General features: G+C 40.8%; 16 protein-coding genes, 1 CRISPR repeat array and 1 riboswitch. Of the genes, 8 read left to right on the top strand and 8 right to left on the bottom strand.

Features of this window, described 5'->3' with window-relative positions; genetic code table 11:
* Positions 1-54 precede the first annotated feature (54 nt).
* Both RMX98_RS23450 and RMX98_RS23445 read left to right on the top strand, forming a co-directional pair.
* Positions 55-588, top strand: a complete 534-nt coding sequence (locus RMX98_RS23450) for a hypothetical protein (protein WP_322679667.1) — start codon at positions 55-57, stop codon at positions 586-588.
* Positions 589-901: 313 nt separating this feature from the next.
* A complete protein-coding gene (locus tag RMX98_RS23445) occupies positions 902-1,510 on the top strand; it encodes a DUF411 domain-containing protein (RefSeq protein WP_322679666.1) in 609 nt (202 codons plus the stop codon).
* 170 nt (positions 1,511-1,680) lie between these two features.
* Here RMX98_RS23445 and RMX98_RS23440 read toward each other — a convergent pair whose 3' ends face one another.
* A complete protein-coding gene (locus tag RMX98_RS23440) occupies positions 1,681-2,625 on the bottom strand; it encodes a tetratricopeptide repeat protein (RefSeq protein WP_322679665.1) in 945 nt (314 codons plus the stop codon).
* Positions 2,626-2,819: 194 nt separating this feature from the next.
* Positions 2,820-3,212: a hypothetical protein gene (locus RMX98_RS23435; protein ID WP_322679664.1), complete on the bottom strand. Its 393-nt coding sequence runs from the start codon at positions 3,210-3,212 to the stop codon at positions 2,820-2,822.
* 475 nt (positions 3,213-3,687) lie between these two features.
* On the opposite strand from RMX98_RS23435, the gene RMX98_RS23430 reads away from it, so the two are divergent.
* From RMX98_RS23430 to RMX98_RS23405, 5 genes are all read left to right on the top strand, one after another.
* Positions 3,688-4,104: a KTSC domain-containing protein gene (locus RMX98_RS23430; RefSeq protein ID WP_322679663.1), complete on the top strand. Its 417-nt coding sequence runs from the start codon at positions 3,688-3,690 to the stop codon at positions 4,102-4,104.
* 221 nt (positions 4,105-4,325) lie between these two features.
* Positions 4,326-4,811: a molybdenum cofactor biosynthesis protein MoaE gene (locus RMX98_RS23425; protein ID WP_322679662.1), complete on the top strand. Its 486-nt coding sequence runs from the start codon at positions 4,326-4,328 to the stop codon at positions 4,809-4,811.
* A 299-nt stretch (positions 4,812-5,110) separates the two neighbouring features.
* Positions 5,111-5,955: direct repeats of the CRISPR family, unit length 37 nt; unit sequence CTTTACATAACCACTTCCCCTAACGGGGATGGAAACA.
* Between the two features lie 157 nt (positions 5,956-6,112).
* A riboswitch (cobalamin riboswitch) is annotated at positions 6,113-6,244 on the top strand.
* The gene (cobG, locus tag RMX98_RS23415) at positions 6,218-7,846 is read left to right on the top strand and encodes a precorrin-3B synthase (RefSeq protein WP_322680780.1); all 1,629 of its coding nucleotides are present in this window, start codon (positions 6,218-6,220) and stop codon (positions 7,844-7,846) included. It overlaps the preceding riboswitch by 27 nt.
* Positions 7,847-8,032: 186 nt before the next feature.
* On the top strand, positions 8,033-8,659 hold the full coding sequence (locus RMX98_RS23410) for a precorrin-8X methylmutase (protein ID WP_322680781.1): 627 nt from the start codon (positions 8,033-8,035) through the stop codon (positions 8,657-8,659).
* Positions 8,660-8,661: 2 nt separating this feature from the next.
* On the top strand, positions 8,662-9,366 hold the full coding sequence (locus RMX98_RS23405) for a precorrin-2 C(20)-methyltransferase (RefSeq protein WP_322680782.1): 705 nt from the start codon (positions 8,662-8,664) through the stop codon (positions 9,364-9,366).
* Positions 9,367-9,555: 189 nt separating this feature from the next.
* On the opposite strand, the gene topA is transcribed toward RMX98_RS23405, so the two are convergent.
* From topA to ftsH, 3 genes are all read right to left on the bottom strand, one after another.
* A complete protein-coding gene (gene topA / locus RMX98_RS23400) occupies positions 9,556-11,727 on the bottom strand; it encodes a type I DNA topoisomerase (RefSeq protein WP_322680783.1) in 2,172 nt (723 codons plus the stop codon).
* A 225-nt stretch (positions 11,728-11,952) separates the two neighbouring features.
* Complete coding sequence (locus RMX98_RS23395; RefSeq protein ID WP_322680784.1) at positions 11,953-12,870, bottom strand: DUF928 domain-containing protein; 918 nt, start codon at positions 12,868-12,870, stop codon at positions 11,953-11,955.
* A 439-nt stretch (positions 12,871-13,309) separates the two neighbouring features.
* Positions 13,310-15,199: an ATP-dependent zinc metalloprotease FtsH gene (ftsH, locus tag RMX98_RS23390; protein ID WP_322680785.1), complete on the bottom strand. Its 1,890-nt coding sequence runs from the start codon at positions 15,197-15,199 to the stop codon at positions 13,310-13,312.
* Positions 15,200-15,610: 411 nt separating this feature from the next.
* On the opposite strand from ftsH, the gene RMX98_RS23385 reads away from it, so the two are divergent.
* Positions 15,611-16,156: an NADPH-dependent FMN reductase gene (locus tag RMX98_RS23385; protein ID WP_322680786.1), complete on the top strand. Its 546-nt coding sequence runs from the start codon at positions 15,611-15,613 to the stop codon at positions 16,154-16,156.
* A 47-nt stretch (positions 16,157-16,203) separates the two neighbouring features.
* On the opposite strand, the gene RMX98_RS23380 is transcribed toward RMX98_RS23385, so the two are convergent.
* The 3 genes from RMX98_RS23380 to RMX98_RS23370 all read right to left on the bottom strand — a co-directional run bounded on the left by RMX98_RS23380 (position 16,204) and on the right by RMX98_RS23370 (position 20,312).
* Positions 16,204-17,322: a ferrochelatase gene (locus tag RMX98_RS23380; protein WP_322680787.1), complete on the bottom strand. Its 1,119-nt coding sequence runs from the start codon at positions 17,320-17,322 to the stop codon at positions 16,204-16,206.
* 371 nt (positions 17,323-17,693) lie between these two features.
* Positions 17,694-19,736 carry a DUF3137 domain-containing protein gene (locus RMX98_RS23375; protein ID WP_322680788.1) on the bottom strand — a complete coding sequence of 681 codons (2,043 nt, stop codon included), beginning with the start codon at positions 19,734-19,736 and terminating at the stop codon, positions 17,694-17,696.
* 18 nt (positions 19,737-19,754) lie between these two features.
* Positions 19,755-20,312, bottom strand: coding sequence for a LemA family protein (locus RMX98_RS23370; protein WP_322680789.1), 558 nt, complete (start codon positions 20,310-20,312; stop codon positions 19,755-19,757).
* Positions 20,313-20,468: the final 156 nt, after the last annotated feature.

Here is a 20,468-nt window from a genome sequence, read left to right as displayed (position 1 = left end):
CACAAAAAAGCTATATATTGTTTACTTCATCTTTCATATTTTCCGCGAAGTCTTATGAATTATCTTGTTGCAGTTTTATCAGATCGAATACAAGCTGAAGCCGCCTACTCTGCTCTGGAAAAAGCAGGCTTGCCAACTTCACAAGTCAATATTTTAGGCGATGGTTATCTAAGTGCTGATGAATTTGGACTAGTTGATCCTGACAAGCAAGCCCGCAAACAATCAAATCGGCTCTTTTGGTGGCTTGTACCCTTTGGATTTGTTGCAGGTTATGCCTTCAACCATCTCACAGAAATTGAAATATTTCCCGAATTTGCTCGATTTGGCAATGAATTTCTTGCGGGGATCTTAGGAGCTATTGCCGGTGCTTTGGGCGCTGGTTTAATCGGTCGAGGAGTCGGGTTAACAGTTAGCAGTGGCGATGCTTTACCCTATCGTAACCGTTTGAATGCTGGCAAATACTTAATTGCAGTTACCGGAAGTGAGGATTTAATACGCGAAGCTACGCGCCTACTGCGTCCATTTGAACCAGAAAATATTCAAGGCTATACAGACTATTCACAAAACACCAAACTGGTAGGGAAATAAAGCTAAAAAGTAAGCGTTGCTGAATCAAAATACGAGTCATGCAACGATCGCCTCAAAAAAAGCGTAGGCGTAGCCCTTCGGCTGCGCTCAGGAACCGCCCGTCGTAGACATCGCTCTGTCAGTTTTCCTGAAAAATGGCTATAAGCGTTAATATTACAACCTTTTTAGCAGTTATGATAACTGATAATAAATCGCTTTTAGTTTATCGGATGTAGTATCGTTTGGCATAAAATCGTAGTGTTTTTAAACGCAGAGTTTTTCTGAAGAGAATTCGTTACAATTTTATGCAATGTTGTAGTCAGGAAGTCTTCAGATGTCGCCCAAAAAATTGATTTATTGTTGGCAAAAATGGTTACTTCCCATCTTAGTACCTGCTGCTGTGCGAGTAGTGGTCATGATTTGTCTAACAACAGCAATGTTGGGCATCTTGGGAAGCACTGCCGATCTGAGTTATGCTCTAGCTTCTGTTGCAAGTAATACTCAACTCGTAAGTAGCACTAGGCACATCCAGGAGCAACAAACACCATTAAACTCAACAGTGCTAAATGCTACTGTATATCACAGTCCCGATTGTAACTGTTGTGGTGGGTGGATTGATCACTTAAAGGCACAGGGTTTTAAAATTACAGATTTTTCTACAACTGACATCGAAACAGTCAAACAAAAGTACAACGTGCCGGATAACTTGTCATCTTGCCATACAGCAATTGTTAATGGATATGTGATCGAAGGACACGTCCCAGCAGATGATATTAAACGTCTGCTTCAAGAAAAACCAAATGTTGTTGGTTTATCTGTTCCTCAAATGCCTGTAGGCACTCCTGGGATGGAGATGGGGAATCGAAAAGACCCGTTTTCTGTGCTTTCTTTTGATCGCAATGACTCAGTTGCAGTATTCAATAAGTATCGTGCTGAGTCTTGAGTGAATTAGAAAGAAAGGCAGGGGGTAGGGGCAATAGGCAATAGGAAATAGGCGATAGGTAATAGGCAATAGGCAATAGGCAATAGGCAGGAGGCAATAGGCGATAGTCAAGAAGCCTCTTTGAGTCAAAACTAATATTTTTGAACGCAACTTGGTATCAGGACTCTTGATTATTTAGAACTAGCTTTGATCAACTGCGACAAATTATTTAACCATCTCTCAAACCAGAAGCCAGATGCGAAATTTGCAATATTTTGAGAAAGAAGCTCAATGGCATGGTTACAATCTTGCAGGCTAGCATCAAGTCCCATTGCCTGATAGATTTCACGAGCATTGCAAAAGGCATTCATCGCTTCTGATTCTCGATTGATTTTTTCTAACACCAAACCCAAATTAAACCAGGCGTTTGCTTCCCCATTTTGATCGTCAAGATCCCTTCTGATCTCTAATGAATGCTGATAAAACTCAAACGCCCTTTGATACTGTCCCAAAGCTTTATAAGCACTGCCCAACCCACTCAAGGCCATGGCTTGTCCATTGCGATCGCTGATGAATTTTGTCAGCCCTAACCATTGTTGGTAAAACTCAATTGCTAGTTGGTAATTTCCCAAAGATTCATAAGTATTGCCCAAACTTCCCAGGCTTATACATTCCCCAGTCCAATCGCCTGTTTTTTTGGTTATACTCAACCACTGCTGATAAAACTCTATCGCTTGCTCGTACTTGCCGAGGTATTCATAAGTATTGCCCAAACTTCCCAAGCTTATGCCTTCGCCAGTATGATCGCCTATTTTCCTGGTAATACTCAACCACTGGTGATAAAATTCAATCGCTCGCTGGTATTTTCCCAGTGATTGATAAGCGTTACCCAACCCAGATAAAGATTTAGCTTCCTCTAAGCGATCGCCTATTTCTCTAGCTATATCCAACCATTGCTGATAAAACTCAATTGCTAGGTGGTACTCGCCTAGTGACTGGTAAGCATTGCCCAAACTTCCCAAAGAAATCACTTCTCTGTTGCGATCGCCTGTTTCTCTAGCTTTTTCTAAGCACTGCTCTTCAAACTCAATGGACTCAATATTATTTAGGCCCCCGGATCTAATTACTTCTGTCATTTTCTATAGAAAACAAAATTTTTGCTCAATAAACTGTTGATTATACAATTTTCTACGCCTTTAGCACAGGATTGTTGCAACTTATAGGCAGAACTTATCTTAAAACTTAGAAATTGTTCTTCATTCAATATCAAATTTTCTTTTATACGCAGTTCGACTGTGTATAAAAAGCTTTTAATGTAAGAAAAACCAAATCAATCAGCAGCAGCATAATCTGGCAACACGTTGAGTTGTAAATTAACAGCACTTAGATAATTTTGGTCGTTTAAAAATTGTGATGGTAATTTATCTGCATTAACAGCAGCTTTCACCAAATCTTTCGCAATAATCTTTCTATTCTGAGTTTTAAGTATTAACGCTTCTCCACTAGGAATCCCGTGTTTTTGCAAACCTCCTTGATAAGCAAAAGTAACTAAATTCAAAGGCTGAAGGTAATTCACAGATGTCGAGTTACTAGATAAATTATTCGAGTTAACAGCTATTGTTTCACTGTTGTTAGTAGTAGCTGTTTGAGCGCCTGCGATTCCAGGTACAAGAGTAATAGAAGCTAAAATAAGTGCAGAATTTATTACGGTAGCGAGTTTCATAAGTTATACTTAGGTAAAATGCAATCGGTGTTCTTTACTAATAGATTCCTCTTTATTATTAATCTCAGCTTCCTTCAGTCAGGTCATCTGATCGGTTGATCTCTGACTCACCCGAAAGGATGAGCTAATCGAGCGATACAAACAGCCATGAAGGTTTAGTTAAGTCTAGATATAGAGAAGATTAGTTGAAATTTTCAAGTACTTAACTGAGGCGAATTGAACATTTATGCAATTTTTTCATTCGTTTCTTGAGTTCCCCCAACAAAGCAGAAATTGCCGCGATCGCTGACTCAAACACACCCATTAACCGAAGCCTAGTCGTGAGTATTTTGTGCCGTAATGCTTTCGCGTCTCTACACACCTCAAATTCTCCCAAGGGAAAAAAACTTGACAGCTAAATGCTTTTATGATACAAATGTACTATAAAAGTAAACTTTAACACTCCCGACTACGCCAATAGGAGAGCAAAAAATAAATGAAGCTATCTAAGGTAGACTTGAGCAGTTTAGTAGCGATCGCTCACTCTGATGGATATTTGCAGTTATTGCTCGACCGAGGCGACGAATTAGAGTTTTTGGAAATTCCAGCACCGATACAAGCTTATGAAGGATTGCAAGAACTCAACGAGGTAATCGCGGAAACACCTGCATTGCCCTTTGAAGAAGAACCAATTGTCATGCTACCAGTTGTCTCCTCAATGGCTATGGCTGTAGGCTATGATCACAAGGAACAGATTTTGCAAGTTGAGTTTCAAAGTGGAGCTGTTTATCAGTACTTAGGCGTAGACGAGGATACTTGGGAAGATTTACATTCCTCGGACTCAATTGGCAGCTTTTTCAATCAAGAGATTAAAGGTAGATATGACTGCGATCGTCTAGATTGTGCAGATTAATGACTGGCGTTGCTGATTGCGGTATGAAAAATAATTTTGCGTTATTTCAAAATCCTTGTAGAGACTAGCAATTGCAACGTCTCTACATCCAAATTCATACCTCGATTCAGCAACACCTAATGACTAATAACTGTATGTAGGGTTTTCAATAATTCTTGCGTTGTGTAGGGTTTAGGTAAATCAGAGACAATAGAAAAAGCCCACATAATATCAACGCTGTTATGACAACCACACTTGCCTCTGCTGTTAAACCAAGAGCTGAAGATAGTTTTGCCATTACCTTTGCACCATTATCTCTGGAAGAAATTTATAGCAAATCTGACGATCCAGCCAATGGTGCTGTGGTTGTGATGAGTGGTATGGTTCGCAATCAAACCGATGGTAAACCAGTGATTGCTCTAGAGTATCAAGCTTATGAGCCGATGGCATTGCGGATATTTTATCAAATTGCTGCTGATATTCGCTTATCTATGTCTGATGTGAATCGAGTCGCGATTCATCATCGCGTTGGACGTTTGCGAGTTGGCGAAATCAGCGTTTTAGTAGCTGTAGGTTGTCCTCATCGAAGTGAGGCTTTTGAAGCTTGTCAATATGCTATTGATACCCTCAAACACAATGCCCCGATATGGAAGAAAGAACATTGGGAAGATGGTTCTAGCAGTTGGGTGAGTATTGGTGCTTGTGAAACATCAGGAGAAAGTTGTTAAGATTTTGAATTTACCGAGATTCTCGCCCACAATTATTAAGGGTTTTGACAAAATCTTGACAATCCCAGGTAAACTGCTATACCGTTTTCTCAAGTGTGTTGAACTCATCGACACCACTCGCCAGAACCTTGAAAACTGCATAACTTCGTTGACTGGTGTCGATTGTTTCCACAGTAAGGGTTTCAGGCTACAAAATCAATCGCTTATTGAGAATTATTTGAGAGTTGTTGACAATTTTAAAAGTGGTGTCGATTTGGGTATCTCAAACCCTTACTCAGTAAGGTTTCCAAAAGGTAACTCTTTACATAACCACTTCCCCTAACGGGGATGGAAACTAACAACAAAATATGTGTGATTAATGCTCTGCAAATTCTTTACATAACCACTTCCCCTAACGGGGATGGAAACACGACGAATCCACTGAGAAAATTTGTTGTGGCCCAAACACTTTACATAACCACTTCCCCTAACGGGGATGGAAACACTCCGACCAGCGCCGGGTTGCCGAACCCATTCGCCAACTCTTTACATAACCACTTCCCCTAACGGGGATGGAAACAAAAAACAATGAGAGACAACTATTGCAATACAGATTCTTTACATAACCACTTCCCCTAACGGGGATGGAAACATCGCTGCATCCCATGCATACGCGCCTCCGATGTTGCTCACTTTACATAACCACTTCCCCTAACGGGGATGGAAACACGCTAATGGCGATGGAATAGTAGAAAAATTTGTCGGCTTTACATAACCACTTCCCCTAACGGGGATGGAAACTGAACTACGTCTCCCGGTTGGGACAAAACTATACCTTCTTTACATAACCACTTCCCCTAACGGGGATGGAAACTTTATGTCTATTGGCTTGTTCAAGTACTTCTCAACTTTACATAACCACTTCTCCTAACGGGGATGGAAACGTCTCCTGACGGATGTTCGTTGGCGATCAATTGTTGGCTTTACATAACCACTTCCCCTAACGGGGATGGAAACTTTTCTGTGGTTCAGGTAATAGTGCCCAAACAACCCTTTACATAACCACTTCCCCTAACGGGGATGGAAACTCCAAATGAGGCTGGCTTCGGGAACAACCGTGAACCTCGACTTTACATAACCACTTCCCCTAACGGGGATGAAAACAAAAAAAATCACCGTCGTTTTCTACGAAAAGCCGATCGCGGCTTTCTGCGCGATCGCACCAACGTAACCATCAACCACTTAAAACGGCAGTGCATAAGCTCAAGTAAAATTTCTGGCTATAGTAATGTAAAATGATTATCTGGATGATGTCTGGTTAATATCTCTAACCTAAACAAAGTCTAAATTACTAAAGCTGAGAGTTGGGAAACTCCGGTGAAATTCCGGGACTGTGCCGCAGCTGTGATGGGATCGCCCAAGTCAGAATGCCAACTCTCAGGATGTCCTCAAGACACACTTACCATCTACTCCCTGCGTTGCACGGGGAAGGAGTTCTAAGTTTGGTTTCTGGATTTGCCACTTGTCCTGGCTTGTTTTATGCTACAGCCGCCGCAGATGGGATATTATCTCGCGTTAGAATCCCAGGTGGAATTATTAGTAGTCAGCAATGCCGTGCGATCGCAGATATAGCAGAACAGCACGGTGGCGGTTATGTGGATGTAACTAATCGAGCTAACCTACAAGTTCGTGAAATTCGCACGGGGATAAATGCTGAGGTTCTGAAATACCTACAGCTTATGGGATTGGGTTCTGGCAATAGTGTTGTAGACCACATCCGTAATATCATGACCAGTCCAACTGCTGGTATCGATCCCCAAGAATTAATCGACACTCGCCCTTTTGTCCAAAGTTGGGATGATTATATTGCTGCACATCCGGCGCTTGCGGGACTATCGGCAAAATTTAGCGTTTGCTTTGATGGTGGTGGGATAATTCGGGTGTGCGATCGCTTAAATGATATCGCCTTTGCAGCTGTCTTAGTTGATGGTAATGTTTACTTTCGCCTCCATCTCAGTGTCGGCGAGAAGGGTCAACCGCCCAGCGATACCGGAATTTTGTTACCACCAGAGGAATGTTTGCCCGTCTTGGCAGCTTTAGCGGAGGTCTATCTAACTCATAGTCATACTACCAGTAAGCGGCGGCTACGTCTCTTAGAGTTATTGAATACTTTGGGTTGTGAAAATTATCTCCAAGAAGTTGAACAGCGTTTACCTTTTTCTCTTTTATCCAGTGACCTAACCCCCCAACCCCCCCTACGTTCGCGCAGCGTCTCGAAGAGAGGGAAGGGAGAGAAATTCTCCCCTCTCCTTGTAGGAGAGGGGTTGGGGGAAAGGTCAGATGCGAAATATCAGCATATTGGTATCCATCCCCAACGTCAGCAAGGCTTATTTTACATTGGTGTCGTCTTGCCCCTTGGGCGATTGGAGAGTACACAGATGCGGGGTTTAGCAGATTTAGCAGCAAAATACGGTAGTGAAACTCTCAGGCTAACCCCTTGGCAAAATTTGCTCCTTACAGATATTCCTCAGCAATGGGTTGCTGATGTCCAAAGTGAAATAGCTTTATTACGATTAGATTCCTCCCCAACCAACATCAAAGGTGGATTAGTTGCCTGTTCGGGAAAAAAGGGTTGCGCCGCTTCTGCCACAGACACTAAAAGTCATGCGCTGGCATTAGCAGAGTATCTTGAAACTCGCCTTACTCTGGATTGCCCAGTTAATATCCACTTTAGCGGCTGCGAAAAATCTTGTGCCCAGCATAGCAAAAGTGATATTGCTCTCCTCGGTGTCAGCATTGAAGCTGACAATGAAACTGTGGAAACCTATCACATTTATGTTGGTGACAGCAAGCAGAAATTCGGACGTGAACTATATCAATATGTAAATTTTGCCGAACTACCTGCATTAATAGAGCGGATGCTATATGTATATAAAATTCAACGCCTAAATTCTGATGAGTCCTTCGGGGAATTTGCTAATCGCTATCCAATAGCACAATTACAGCAGTTATTTAATAAATATTTAGAAGATGTAAGCACAGATAAATACAGATGATTGATTCCTCCGTTTCTCTGACTCTGTGTTCTCTGCGCCTCTGCGGTTAATTAAATTAGGTATTCTTCTAGTGAAAAAGAAGTATCCATATTAACTAACAAATTAATCCAAAATCGTTCGACTGAGCGACTTGCCTTGAGCGGAGCCGAAAGGAGCCGAAGTCCAAAATTTAAAATCTCAAATCGAATGCCCGACTACATCCGAGATGCCAACGAAATTTACCGTCATTCCTTTGCAATCATCCGGTCAGAAGCAAACCTAGATGTCCTGCCGCCAGATGTAGCAAAAGTTGCCGTCCGTCTAATTCATGCCTGTGGAATGACGGATATTGTCACAGACTTGGGATATTCACCAACAGCAATACAATCCGCAAGGGCAGCATTGGCAAATGGAGCGCCAATTCTGTGCGATTGCCGGATGGTTGCCGATGGCGTTACCAGACGGCGGTTGTCTGCAAACAATCAAGTTATCTGTACCCTCAACGAGCCAAAAGTGCCAGAAATTGCTCAGAGTCTGGGTACTACAAGGTCGGCGGCAGCTTTAGAATTATGGCGATCGCACCTAGAAGGATCGGTAATCGCAATTGGGAATGCGCCCACAGCACTATTTAGGCTGTTAGAAATGCTTGATGAAGGAGTACCCAAACCTGCTATAATTTTGGGCTTTCCAGTAGGATTTGTTGGTGCAGCAGAATCGAAAGCAGCATTGGCAGCAGACAGCAGAAATGTACCATTTTTGACCTTGCACGGTCGGCGCGGTGGAAGTGCGATCGCGGCAGCAGCAGTTAACGCCCTGGCAACGGAGGAAGAATGAATATGCAACCCAAAGGTCGGCTTTATGGAATTGGTGTCGGCCCAGGCGATCCAGAACTATTGACTCTGAAAGCACTGCGGCTATTACGTGCGGCTCCTGTGGTAGCTTATCAATCAGCCACAGATAAAGAAAGTATCGCCAGAGCGATCGTAGCAGAGTATCTTCCTGGCAATCAAATTGAGGTGCTATTTCACCTCCCCCGCGCTTTGGAGCCAGAAAAGGCAAAATCTATTTATGACCAGGAAATTGAACCAATCGCCGAGCATCTAGCAGCAGGACGAGATGTCGTAGTACTGTGCGAGGGCGATCCATTTTTCTATGGTTCGTTCATGTACCTGTTCACGCGCTTATGTGACCAATACGAAACAGAAGTTGTCCCCGGAGTTTCCTCGCTAATGGCTTGTCCGGTAGCCTTGGGCGTACCTTTCACCTACTACACCGATATTCTCACAGTTCTACCCGCCCCATTGCCAGCAGAAGAACTAACTACACATCTGCTAATGACTGATGCCGCCGCAATTATGAAGCTAGGTCGTCACTTTACCAAAGTACGAAATATCCTGCATAAATTAGGGCTAGCATCACGAGCAAGATACATTGAGCGGGCATCAACATCACAGCAACGCATCATCCCCCTGGATGAAGTTGATCCAGCCGAAGTACCCTATTTCTCAATGATTGTGATTCCCACCAAAAATCGACTATAGACGAATGTCACACTTCTAAGCTATAAAAACATCTGACTTTCTTTCTTTGTGTCCTTTGTGCCTTTGCGGTAGCCTGCGGCAAGCCCCTGACGCTCCTTCTCTGCGAGACGCTACGCGAACGTCGCTACCGCTTCGCTAACGCGTCTACGTTCCTCATATATTTTGGCGCATCTTCATACAGAATTGTTATTAACTCTTAACTACTAACTCCCCAAACTTAGGACTCCACCACCCTTTTTGCGTATTGAAATAAGCCACATTTTTATGTTTGGTATCCTTACGGGATCGTGAATTAGAACATCGCAACATTGTTTTACTCTGCCCCTCTTTGATGTAACTGTACTCCTCTAGAGGTTTCTTACATACTGGACAGGGATATGCCGTCATCTTCACAGGAGGCTTTTGTTGATTTTCAGCTTGGACTGTTTTAGTTTGTGGTGGCTGCCAAGTTTTGTTAAAGTCGCTCCAAAATAGCACGACATTTTCACAGCCTTTTGTGCATTTGAGGAAATATTTCTTTTTGACCTTACTGCTCGGAATTTTGGCGAGAAAATTTTTGCATTCAGGACATCGAGTCTTGGAAGTTTCGTATTTGCGCTCAGTTATCACATTAGCTTTACCTGTTGGGGAACTCGCAACTACAGTTTTAGCTTTGGAGAGCGCTGGTACAAAGTAATTCTGATTCCAACTAGTTAAATAATGCTGCCAAGAGTTTTTTCCTTCGGAAATTGCATCAAGGGCATCCTCCATTTTTGCTGTGAATTCCGCCTCTAGTAAATCCGGCAGTGCTTTGAGCAAAAATGCATCAACTTCTAACCCTAACGCTGTCGGTTGCAGATGGTCTTTTTTCAACTCAACATAATTTCGTTTCTTTAAGGTAGCAACAGTAGGAGCATAAGTACTTGGGCGACCAATTCCTTTACGTTCCATCAATTGCACCAATTTTGGTTCACTATAACGGGGTGGTGGCTGCGTCTGCTTCTTGTCATGTCCCGCATTCTCCAGTTTCAATGCTTGTCCCTGTTGTAATGAAGGTAAAACACTATCCTTACTGAGATTATTCCAGTACCGAGCATAACCATAAAATTCAATCACTTGCCCTCTAGCTGACCACAGTAAAGAACCAGACTGAGTAATCACCAGAGTTTTACGCAATTGGGCAGCCCGACACTGAGAAGCAATTGAGCGTTTCCAAATCATCACATACAAATTAAACTCATCATCAGGAAGTTCTAAACGCAACTGAACTGAGGGACGAAACACATCGGTTGGACGAATCGCTTCATGTGCTTCTTGAGCCGATTTGCTACTGCGATGCTTGGCGACTTGCGACGGTACATTCGGCGGATCATTTTGCTCCAACCATTTACGGGCGCTGGCACAAAATTCTGGACTCAGCATTACTGAGTCTGTTCGCATATATGTAATCAGCCCAGCCTCATAGAGCTTTTGGGCAACAACCATAGTTTTATCGGGAGCAAACCTCAGCTTTGAACCGGCTGCTTGCTGAAGGCTGGAAGTTGTAAATGGCGGCGGTGGCTGGCGGTTAACGATTTTTCCTTCAAAATGAATCACCTGATGAGGATGTCGCTGTGCTTCTTCAACTAAACGTGTAGCCTCTGCTTCGGAAAGAACGCGCTTAGACTCCGGTGTTTCTGGACTATTACCTACCTTCGCGTCATCATGAGTTTCAGTTTCTTGTTCTGCTGCATCTTTTGCAGAATCGACCGTCCCTTTGTAAAAAGCCCGAAATCCTTCCGCATAATCTACCCAAACACTCCAGTAATCTTGGGGGACAAAAGTCAATATTTCGTTTTCTCGCTGACAAATCAGGTGCAATGTGGCGCTTTGGACTCTACCAACACTCTTAGCACCGTTATTCAATGCCCAAACTAAAGGGCTACCTTTATAACCCACCAACTTATCTAGGCAATCTCGGCACAACCCAGCACCGATTAAATTTTGGTCTAGCTTTCTGGGATTAGCGATCGCACTCTGTACCGCCGATGCTGTAATCTCAGTATAAATTACTCGTTTCGGTTCCCTTAAACCCAGCGTTTCTTTGAGATGCCAAGCGATTGTCTCGCCTTCCCGGTCTGGGTCAGTTGCTAAAACAACTTCATCAACTTGCTTCACCGCAGACTTGAGCTTCTGAATTGTTTCCTTCGCTCGTTGGTCACGCGGAACGTAATTGCATTTAACATTACTACCGTCCATGACAAAGCCCAAGGAATCGTCCCCTTCATTGCTGAGTTCTCGGATATGACCAAAACTTGCGAGAACTTTCCAATCGGAACCCAGAATTTGACTGAGTTTTTTAACTTTTCCGGGAGACTCGACTACAAGCAGGCGTTTGATCATAGCAACTGCGTTCTAGATTTTGAGCAATAAACTGGTAATTGCAACAAAACCGCCAATCCTCCGGTGGAAGCGTTTATTATGCTGCATACCTTAATAACAGTACATCTGTACACGTTAAAAATAATCTTATAATTTAGCATCTTTAACCAATTATTGCTACTCTTAAATTAAAAGGTAAAAAACCCAGCTTCTCTATGAAAACCGGGTTTTTAAGTAATTGTTAATTTATTTCTGGGCAGTACAACAGGGCAATAAAGGCTTGTTTACAACTTCTTTTATGTCTACTGAATTTAACAAATCTTCCCAATACTTCTGAACTTCAGGATCATTAGGACGCTGGCGGCGTAAATTAGCTAAAGTTCTCAGAGCATCTTCCCAAAATCCAGCTGTGGCAAATAAAACTGCTCGATCTAAGTCTGTGTTTGGTTGATTTAGCTGAAGAGATAGGTTTTCATCTTGCGATCGCACAATTGTACCTTCTACATACGAATCTTTATCGCGATTACTCCTATCACAAATCATCGAAAAAGTCCAATTATATTCTTTGCCGATTTGTAGAGATGGCTGATCGACAGGTAAATCTACACTAACAATACCATTTTGCCCAACAGGTTTGAAAGTTCCCTTATATAATGGGTCAATGCTATCACCATCTCGCAAAACAAATTCTAGTGCTTGCACTGTTGTCGAGGTTTGAGGAAGGTAGAAAAAGAATGTGGGATGCTCTGCTGTGGTTCGTTGAGCTTCCTTATCTGTTGGTGTCAAGGGAATAAGATATTGTCCAGTTTGAAAGCAATTTCCCCGTGTTCCTGCTGACCTTACCCTACCAGGTCTACCTGGGACGAAGGCGATCCGATTTCTATTGCTACCGCGTTGAATATAACCAGTAACATTTCTAATTGCAGCAGTAGCATACCTATCTCCAGGACGTAACCGTTCTGCTTGCTGAAAATTCAATAAAGCTTTTCTATAGTTTCTCCGTTTGGTTTCGTTATAACCAAGCTGCATATATTGGGTGTAAGCAGATTTTGCTTGTGCCAGTTGGTAAACTGATGTCGCCAAAACCTGAGTAGTGCTTACAGGCTCAAAGGGTAGAAATGCTAAAGCAGCAAGCAGATAACTTGCCCAAAATCTACATTTCATAATGTTTATGTTTACTTGTAGTACATTATTTGGGTATATATAATACAATAGCCTAAGCTTGACAGTGAGAAGACTTTAGGTGTGCTACTTTGTGCAAAGGTCGAGGCAATACGGTTCGGTTAAAGGGGAAAGGTTTTGAATACATCCTTTACCCTTTACCCCTTACCCCTTACCCTTTCCCCAGACCACAAAGAAAATGAAAAATGCTTATCCGAACCGTATTGAAGGCCGAGGTAGCCTTCTAACTCTTTCCAAAAAAAAATTTCCCAACGTTTTTTAAGAAGTCGGGAATCTGAGCCTTTGGATTTTCAGTAGTTTAAAATTGATAGACTATTGACTTTTGCTTAATAGTCATCTCCAGAAATTAAATATGCTTAATCCAGAACCCTTGTAGAGACGTAGCACTGCTACGTCTCTACATTATTTCTCACTCATATTTTTAATGAGGTACAGCCAATTGTTCATCCGCTACCTGAACATGATCAGCAACAATTTTGCGGAATGAATCACCTTCAATTGTTTCCTGTTCTGCTAGCAAATCTACTAAACGTTCCAAAACTATCCGGTTTTCTTCCAACAATTCTTTAGCCTTAATGTAGGAATTGCTAACAATTTCACGCACTTGCGAATCAATTTTGGCAGCAATTTCTTCAGAATAGTCTGATTTATTCATCCAGTCGCGTCCTAAAAATACCTCTCCACTCTGATTTTCTAAGGACAATGGGCCTAATTCTGACATCCCGAAGCGTGTCACCATCTGCCGCGCCATCCCAGTCACCTGTTGCAAGTCATTGCTTGCACCTGTGGTCACTTCTGGCTTGCCAAAAACGATTTCCTCGGCGGCGCGACCACCCAAAGTAGCAGTAATCCTGGCTTTGAGTTGGGAACGGGAAATTAACCCCTGTTCTTCGTTAGGAGTAAACCAAGTTAATCCTAGTGCTTGTCCCCGTGGAATTAATGTAACTTTCTGCACGGGATCATGTTCTTTGAGCAATGTGCCTACTAAAGCGTGTCCAACTTCATGATAGGCAATCAAGCGCTTGCTCTTGCTGTCTACTAAGGCGGTACCTTCCATACCTGCAACAACTCGGTCTACAGCAGCATCAATTTCTAAAAGAGTGACGGCTTCTTTACGTCTTCTAGCGGTGAGAATAGCGGCTTCGTTGAGTAAGTTAGCTAAATCTGCGCCAGTAAAACCAGGAGTGCGGCGAGCGATCGCTTCTAATGATACGCTAGGATCGATTTTCTTATTCCGCGCGTGGACTTTCAAAATTTCTAGTCGCCCTTTGAGATCGGGTGGATCTACCATTACTTGTCTATCAAAGCGTCCCGGTCTAAGTAATGCTGTATCTAAAACATCTGGGCGGTTAGTGGCAGCAATAATAATGATGCCTGTGTTACCTTCAAAACCATCCATTTCGGTGAGCAGTTGGTTGAGGGTTTGTTCGCGCTCGTCGTTACCGCCACCGATACCAGCACCCCGTTGTCTACCTACTGCGTCAATTTCATCGATAAATATTAGGCAAGGAGCATTGTCTTTGGCTTTTTTGAAGAGGTCGCGCACGCGAGATGCACCCACACCAACGAACATTTCTACAAATTCTGAGCCGGAAATACTGAAGAATGGTACACCAGCTTCACCTGCGATCGCTTTTGCTAGTAAAGTTTTACCAGTACCAGGAGGGCCAATTAACAGCACTCCTTTAGGAATACGTGCGCCTACAGCAGTAAATCTTTCTGGCTGTTTTAGGAAAGTAACAACTTCTTCAAGGTCTTCTTTAGCTTCTTCAACCCCAGCGACATCTTCAAATTTCACTCCAGTTTTTGCTTCCATTTGGAAGCGAGCTTTGGATTTGCCGAAATTCATCGCTTGGCTAGAAGCATTAGTAGAGCGCCGCAGGAACAATAGCATTAAAGCCAGCAGTGGCACAATCCACATGAGATTAATCAACAGTCCAACAGCAGCTCGACTGTTGGCAGAGGAAACTTCGCCAAAATCAATATTTTTATCTTTGAGGATGTTGATTAACTCTGTGTTTTGCGCCAAAAGTCTCACCTGTTGAGGTGGTGCATCATCCTTTTGTCCCTTGAGATAAACCCTTGCTATCTGTTCAGTTTCGTCAAGCTCTACTTTTTGAACTTCTCCCGCCTTCGCTTTCTTGATCAAGTCGCCATAATTTAGAGAGGTGGTTTCTGCTTTTTGTGCCATGACAGGAGTACTAGCGAAAATTCCTGGCAACATAATCAAACTAGCAGCGATCGCACCAACCCAAGCACCACGCTTTGAGGACTGCCTTTTTATCAATGCTTTTTTTCCCAAATTTGTCATAATAGTTACCCTTTGTCTGCTGGCACAAGTTGACCTATGGTTTTATGCCTATTCTTCTATCAAAAATTGTAATAACTGGAAATTACACTTTTCTTATCTAGTCTAACTTCCAGACTAGGTATTGGGGATTTGGGATTGGGGATTGGGGATTGGGGATTTGGGATTGGGGATTGGGGATTGGGTATTAGAGATTAGGATTAAAATAATTCTTTCCCAGTCCCAAGTCCCCAGCCACCAGCGAGGCACTGAGTTTCGACTACGCTCAACTACCGCGCAGTCGAAGTGTCCCCAGCCCCCTTGATATCAATTTGACACATTCTGACACAAATCGCTAAGATAAACATAGTCATAACGATTCCGCTTTTTAAGAAATCTGGTAATAGTAGCTAGTTAATGGTTTGTGGGTTAATTATGGTGAAAATTATTGGCATTGGTGGTAGCTTAAGACCCAACTCTTATACCCAGCTTGCTTTAGAAGTTGCAGCGCAAAGGGTTGAAGCTATAGGCGCAGAGGTAGAAATTCTCGATTTACGACAGTTGAAGCTACCATTTTGCACTGGCGCAAAGGAGTATCCAGAGTATCCAGATGTTCAGAGGTTGCAAGAAACAGTTAGTCAGTCCGATGGGTTAATTTTAGCGACACCTGAGTATCATGGTGGCGTTAGTGGTGTCCTAAAAAATGCTCTGGACTTAATGAGCTTCGATCAACTATCTGATAAAGTAGCAGGATTTATCAGTGTTTTGGGTGGTCAGTCTAATAGCAACGCTCTAAACGAACTACGGTTAATTACCAGATGGGTGCATTGTTGGTCTATCCCTGAACAAATTGCGATCGGACAAGCTTGGGGTGCTTTCAGTCCTGAAGGCAAACTCGTAGATGAGAAGCTCTCTCAAAGATTCGATCAATTTGCTCAGAGTTTAGTTGATAATACTCGCAAACTACGGGGCGTAAATTAGTTGAGGGTGGGCAAAGCTTTGCCCACCCTATTAAACTCAAACTTTACTTAATGATGATGGTGGTGATGATGGTGATCGCCTGCAAGTTGGGGATTAACTGCTAAAGGTTGCTCTGACAACAACTCTGCTATATGAGTATCAGCCCATTGAGCCGCCATTGCCAAGAATTCGGGATGGTCATTGACGCAAGCCATTTGCACGTAGTTTGTGCCAGGATGCTGTTTCTCTAAAGCATGGATGATATGGTGTACATCCAACAGAGTTTCGTGGTTTTCTGTAGCAAAGCCAATTGGCATAAATATCACTACTTTCGCACCCAATTGGATCAGGTTATTTGCAGCTTGCTCTGCATTTGGCTGTGTCCAATCAATTAGGGGTGTGTCATGATTCAGCCAACCCACGGAGATTAAGGGATAGCGGTTAATCAATTTATCCCGAACCAAGTCGTACATTGCTTCGCTTTCGGCAATCCCAGAAGTAAAGCCTTTGGCTTTGTGGGGACAGCCGTGATTCATTAACACAATACCGATTTGAGAAGGGAGATAAGCTCCGGCTAACTCAGCAATTTTCTCCTCAACCAAATGAGCCATTAAATCGATGTAAGCTGGTTCGTTGAAGAAAGAAGGAATGTAGCGCTGTGCTTTAACCCAGTGTTCCTCACCATCAGTCAACTCAACGAGAGCATTGTTAACTTGCTCGATCGCAATCCCACTAGTAAAGATAGAATCAACAACCAGCAGTGGGTAGATTAGTAGCTTTTCGAAGCCTTGGTTTTTGATTTCTGCTAAAACTTGATTGGGTAGAAAAGGAGCGCAGAAGTTGAAAGCCTTGAAAACTTGAACCTTATCGCCCCATTTTTCTTGTAAATTCTTCTCAATTCCAGCCCGTTGCTGTTCAAAGATGGCATTGTGTGGGGAAATAAAATCGTGGTGTGTGTGTCCCCACTCATGGCGGTCAAATAGCGCCAAAAGCTTTGCCAGAGGCGGATAAATCCAGGTTGGTACTGGTGCGAATTTTGCTGTCAGTAGATTTAAAGCCTGTTCGTTATAGTTGGCGAAATCTTCGTAGCTTTCGACTTCGCCGTAGCCCATAAGCAATACGGCTACACGGTCTTTACCTGATAGATGCTCGTGGGTGTGTTGTACTTTTTCCGGCGTGGCAACCACAATTAATTCCTCAATATAACCAGAGTGCAGAGAAATATAACGTTAGGGAACAGTTTGCACATTTTCCCTACTTGTAACTTATTATCCCATCCAGGGGGATAGGATAGGTGGGAAAATCAAAATAATACATCAAAAGTAAGACTTTTGTGGGGCATTGGGTATGGGAAATTGAATCAAAAGTGTACTTTTGACCTCTCTCCTAAAAGGAAAGAGGCTTTAAATTCTTCCCCCTTCCCGCGTCGGGAAGGGGGTTAGGGGGTTAAGTCTATCTGCGTACCTCATTCAATTTAAAATAGCTATATCGCTGGAATAACGAAAGCTATGAAGATGCCGAAAAGCTGCTCAGTGAAATTAATATGTGCAGCTTTGTCTCAAATATGTCTATCAAGATTTAAATCTTCAACAATGCCCAACATCAAATTGAGAGTTTCAAAATATTCTCTTAAAGGCGCAAAGCTTAACACACTTTTATAGAGATTAGGTTCAAGTATATTATTTTCTACTGCTTCTTCAATGGCTATATATATCATGTCATCAACAAAAGAAATATAGATATTTCTATTGGTTTTTTTACGAAAATTAACTATTTTATCCATTAAATTAGTAGATAAAACATAGCGTGCTTCTATTTGGTCATCACCATAAACAGTAAAAAATTTAGCAAATTCTGGGTCTTCTAATTTAATTACCTGTTTCTTAGCATGATTAAGAGCATGAATATTAGCGTTGATAGCTTTTGGTTGAACAATTGTAACAGTTCGCAGATTTTTGTTAAACTTAGCTTTAAAAAATAATCCTTTAAAGATTAAGCTTGTTCGGGTAAATTGATTTTTTAAAACTTCAGATTCAAATTTTTTATACTCAATATTTTTACCACGTAAAATATTATTAATTATATATGGAATCATTTTGATTATTCTGAAAGTTAAAGCGCTAAATGTAAATGGTATAACAAAGATTAATAAAGATAAAACACGTAAAGTTGAAAATACAAACAGATAACCTATATGGGATTGAATTACTGTTTCATATCTCCGAGCAATAAAAAAGATAATATCTAAAAAATTAGTCCAATCATGTTTTAATTTTAATTCTGCACGAATATTTGAGAAGCAGATATCAAGATTATTAATTTTACCATAAATATAAATGTCATGTTCAATATTATTTGGGTTGATAATCCCTTTAAATAGTTGACTGTGTTGAAAACAATTGATAGTACTTTCACTATCTTCTTTGGAACAAGAACTAAGATATTTTAAATTCTTATTTTTATTTACGAAAGTAAATATTTTTTCAGATGTTTTGTATGTAAAACCTGCGGAAAAGCCCTGATAAATTGTCGAATAAAAAAATATCCAAATCCAAAAAATCAATAAAAAGCACAATAAATAATTGAAAGATAAAAAAAGAAAAATTATAATTTTACATATAAATACTACGGCTATTGGTGTATAGTGATTTTCAACTAATGAAGATTTATATTGAATTTTTTCAATATAAATATAATCGTTTATATCAAAAGATATCATTGAGAGAAGCTTGAACGTTATAATTAAAAAAGATAAAAAAAGCAGATGAAGAGTAATAGTAGATAATAAAGCTTGTTTTCTACGAGATTCAAATATTTTCAATTCGCTCAAGAGATTTTTTTGACAAAATATTTTGAATTCATTTAATGTTTTTGGGGGAAATTTTTGAATAGGTGGTTCCGGTTCTTCTGGTAAGGTTTCGATTGGTGTTTGTAGCTTAACTTCTAATTTGTTGGGGTTTTGTGCCGTTGCGGATACATCAATATTATCTGTAAATAGGTCTGTAAATAAAAGTTGTCTTGCCCATTTTCTCGTTGCTTCGTGTTTATTAATCAGGAGTTGCTGACAAAGAGCGATCGCCTGATTAATTTGCCCATTTTCCTGATATACTTTTATCAGTAATTTGTGTGCTTTTAAATATTCTTTTGTGGCTGGATAAGCAGCTTGACAACAAATCTTCAATGCTCGAATTGCTTCTTTATAACGTTTTTTAATAAGAGCTTCATAACCAGTATGAATAAGTTCAGTCGCTTGTGCAGGAGTGAGTGAACCTTTAGTTGAATTTAGTGATGATTTTGGCTCTGTAAGTTTAGCTTCTGGCAGAATCTCGGCAAGATAGTATTGTGCTAAAATCTGAGTAGTTTGATGTTTACTATTACTCAATTCTTTGCATAAGTTAATTGCTTTATCAAAGCGTCCATTATAGAGGTATGTGTCTAAAAGCAATACTCGTGCATACAAATATTCTTTTGTATTGGTTTCTGGATTATTTTGGAAAAACTTTTCCAATGTCTGAAGCGCTAAATTGTAGTTTTTATGTTCTAACAATTTCACTATTGCGTTTAATAATTCCTGATTTTGTGCAGAATTAAGTTTGGACATATTTTTTAAACTTTAAATTTATTTAGAATTTATTTGAATAATTACATTTTCTCTAGCTTGTAGATTAGCTTTAAACTGTAATTTTAGTTGATATTTCATCCACCAAGCTATAAGGTTTGTCGGAAACATTTCTACAGCATTATTATATTCAGTTACGGCAGAGTTATAAAATCTTCTAGCGGCGGAAAGTTGTTCTTCTACTTCACTCAACGAATATTGTAGTTGGATAAAATGATCGTTTGCTTTTAATTCGGGATATGCTTCTACTGCTACGATAATTTTGTTTAACATTCTCGAAATTTGGTCTTCTACAGCAACTCGGCTATTATTACTTAAATTTTTTGAAGTGATAGTACTTCTGAGTCTGCTAATTTCTATCAATGTTTTTTGCTCAAATTGCATATATATTTGAGCTAAGGTAACAAGTCTAGGGATCAAATCGCTTCTTTTTTGCAGAATTACATCAACACTAGAAAATGCATTATCAACTTGATTCTTTTTTTGAATCAAGCTATTGTATGAAGCTCCCAAAAGAATTAAAAATAAAACAATAAAAATAATTATAAAAATAAACATTTAATTGATTAGATTAATCTGATATTGTTTATAACCAAAATTAATCATTTTTTGAAATAGTATTATTTCGGGATAATATATGAAGCAACTATAATTTACTCAGTAAAAATAAGGTATTATACAATAATATTGCTTAACTTTTCAAAAAGCTCTGTA

This window comes from Nostoc sp. DedQUE02 (genome assembly GCF_034531035.1).
Classification (GTDB): Bacteria; Cyanobacteriota; Cyanobacteriia; order Cyanobacteriales; family Nostocaceae; genus Nostoc.
This window is presented reverse-complemented; position numbering and strand designations above follow the sequence as displayed.

Bases quoted from the DNA above. Each gene is read 5' to 3' on its own strand.
- RMX98_RS23450 (WP_322679667.1), top strand. From the start codon at position 55: ATGAATTATCTTGTTGCAGTTTTATCAGATCGAATACAAGCTGAAGCC.
- RMX98_RS23445 (WP_322679666.1), top strand. From the start codon at position 902: ATGTCGCCCAAAAAATTGATTTATTGTTGGCAAAAATGGTTACTTCCC.
- RMX98_RS23440 (WP_322679665.1), bottom strand. From the start codon at position 2,625: ATGACAGAAGTAATTAGATCCGGGGGCCTAAATAATATTGAGTCCATT.
- RMX98_RS23435 (WP_322679664.1), bottom strand. From the start codon at position 3,212: ATGAAACTCGCTACCGTAATAAATTCTGCACTTATTTTAGCTTCTATT.
- RMX98_RS23430 (WP_322679663.1), top strand. From the start codon at position 3,688: ATGAAGCTATCTAAGGTAGACTTGAGCAGTTTAGTAGCGATCGCTCAC.
- RMX98_RS23425 (WP_322679662.1), top strand. From the start codon at position 4,326: ATGACAACCACACTTGCCTCTGCTGTTAAACCAAGAGCTGAAGATAGT.
- cobG (WP_322680780.1), top strand. From the start codon at position 6,218: ATGCCAACTCTCAGGATGTCCTCAAGACACACTTACCATCTACTCCCT.
- RMX98_RS23410 (WP_322680781.1), top strand. From the start codon at position 8,033: ATGCCCGACTACATCCGAGATGCCAACGAAATTTACCGTCATTCCTTT.
- RMX98_RS23405 (WP_322680782.1), top strand. From the start codon at position 8,662: ATGCAACCCAAAGGTCGGCTTTATGGAATTGGTGTCGGCCCAGGCGAT.
- topA (WP_322680783.1), bottom strand. From the start codon at position 11,727: ATGATCAAACGCCTGCTTGTAGTCGAGTCTCCCGGAAAAGTTAAAAAA.
- RMX98_RS23395 (WP_322680784.1), bottom strand. From the start codon at position 12,870: ATGAAATGTAGATTTTGGGCAAGTTATCTGCTTGCTGCTTTAGCATTT.
- ftsH (WP_322680785.1), bottom strand. From the start codon at position 15,199: ATGACAAATTTGGGAAAAAAAGCATTGATAAAAAGGCAGTCCTCAAAG.
- RMX98_RS23385 (WP_322680786.1), top strand. From the start codon at position 15,611: ATGGTGAAAATTATTGGCATTGGTGGTAGCTTAAGACCCAACTCTTAT.
- RMX98_RS23375 (WP_322680788.1), bottom strand. From the start codon at position 19,736: ATGTCCAAACTTAATTCTGCACAAAATCAGGAATTATTAAACGCAATA.
- RMX98_RS23370 (WP_322680789.1), bottom strand. From the start codon at position 20,312: ATGTTTATTTTTATAATTATTTTTATTGTTTTATTTTTAATTCTTTTG.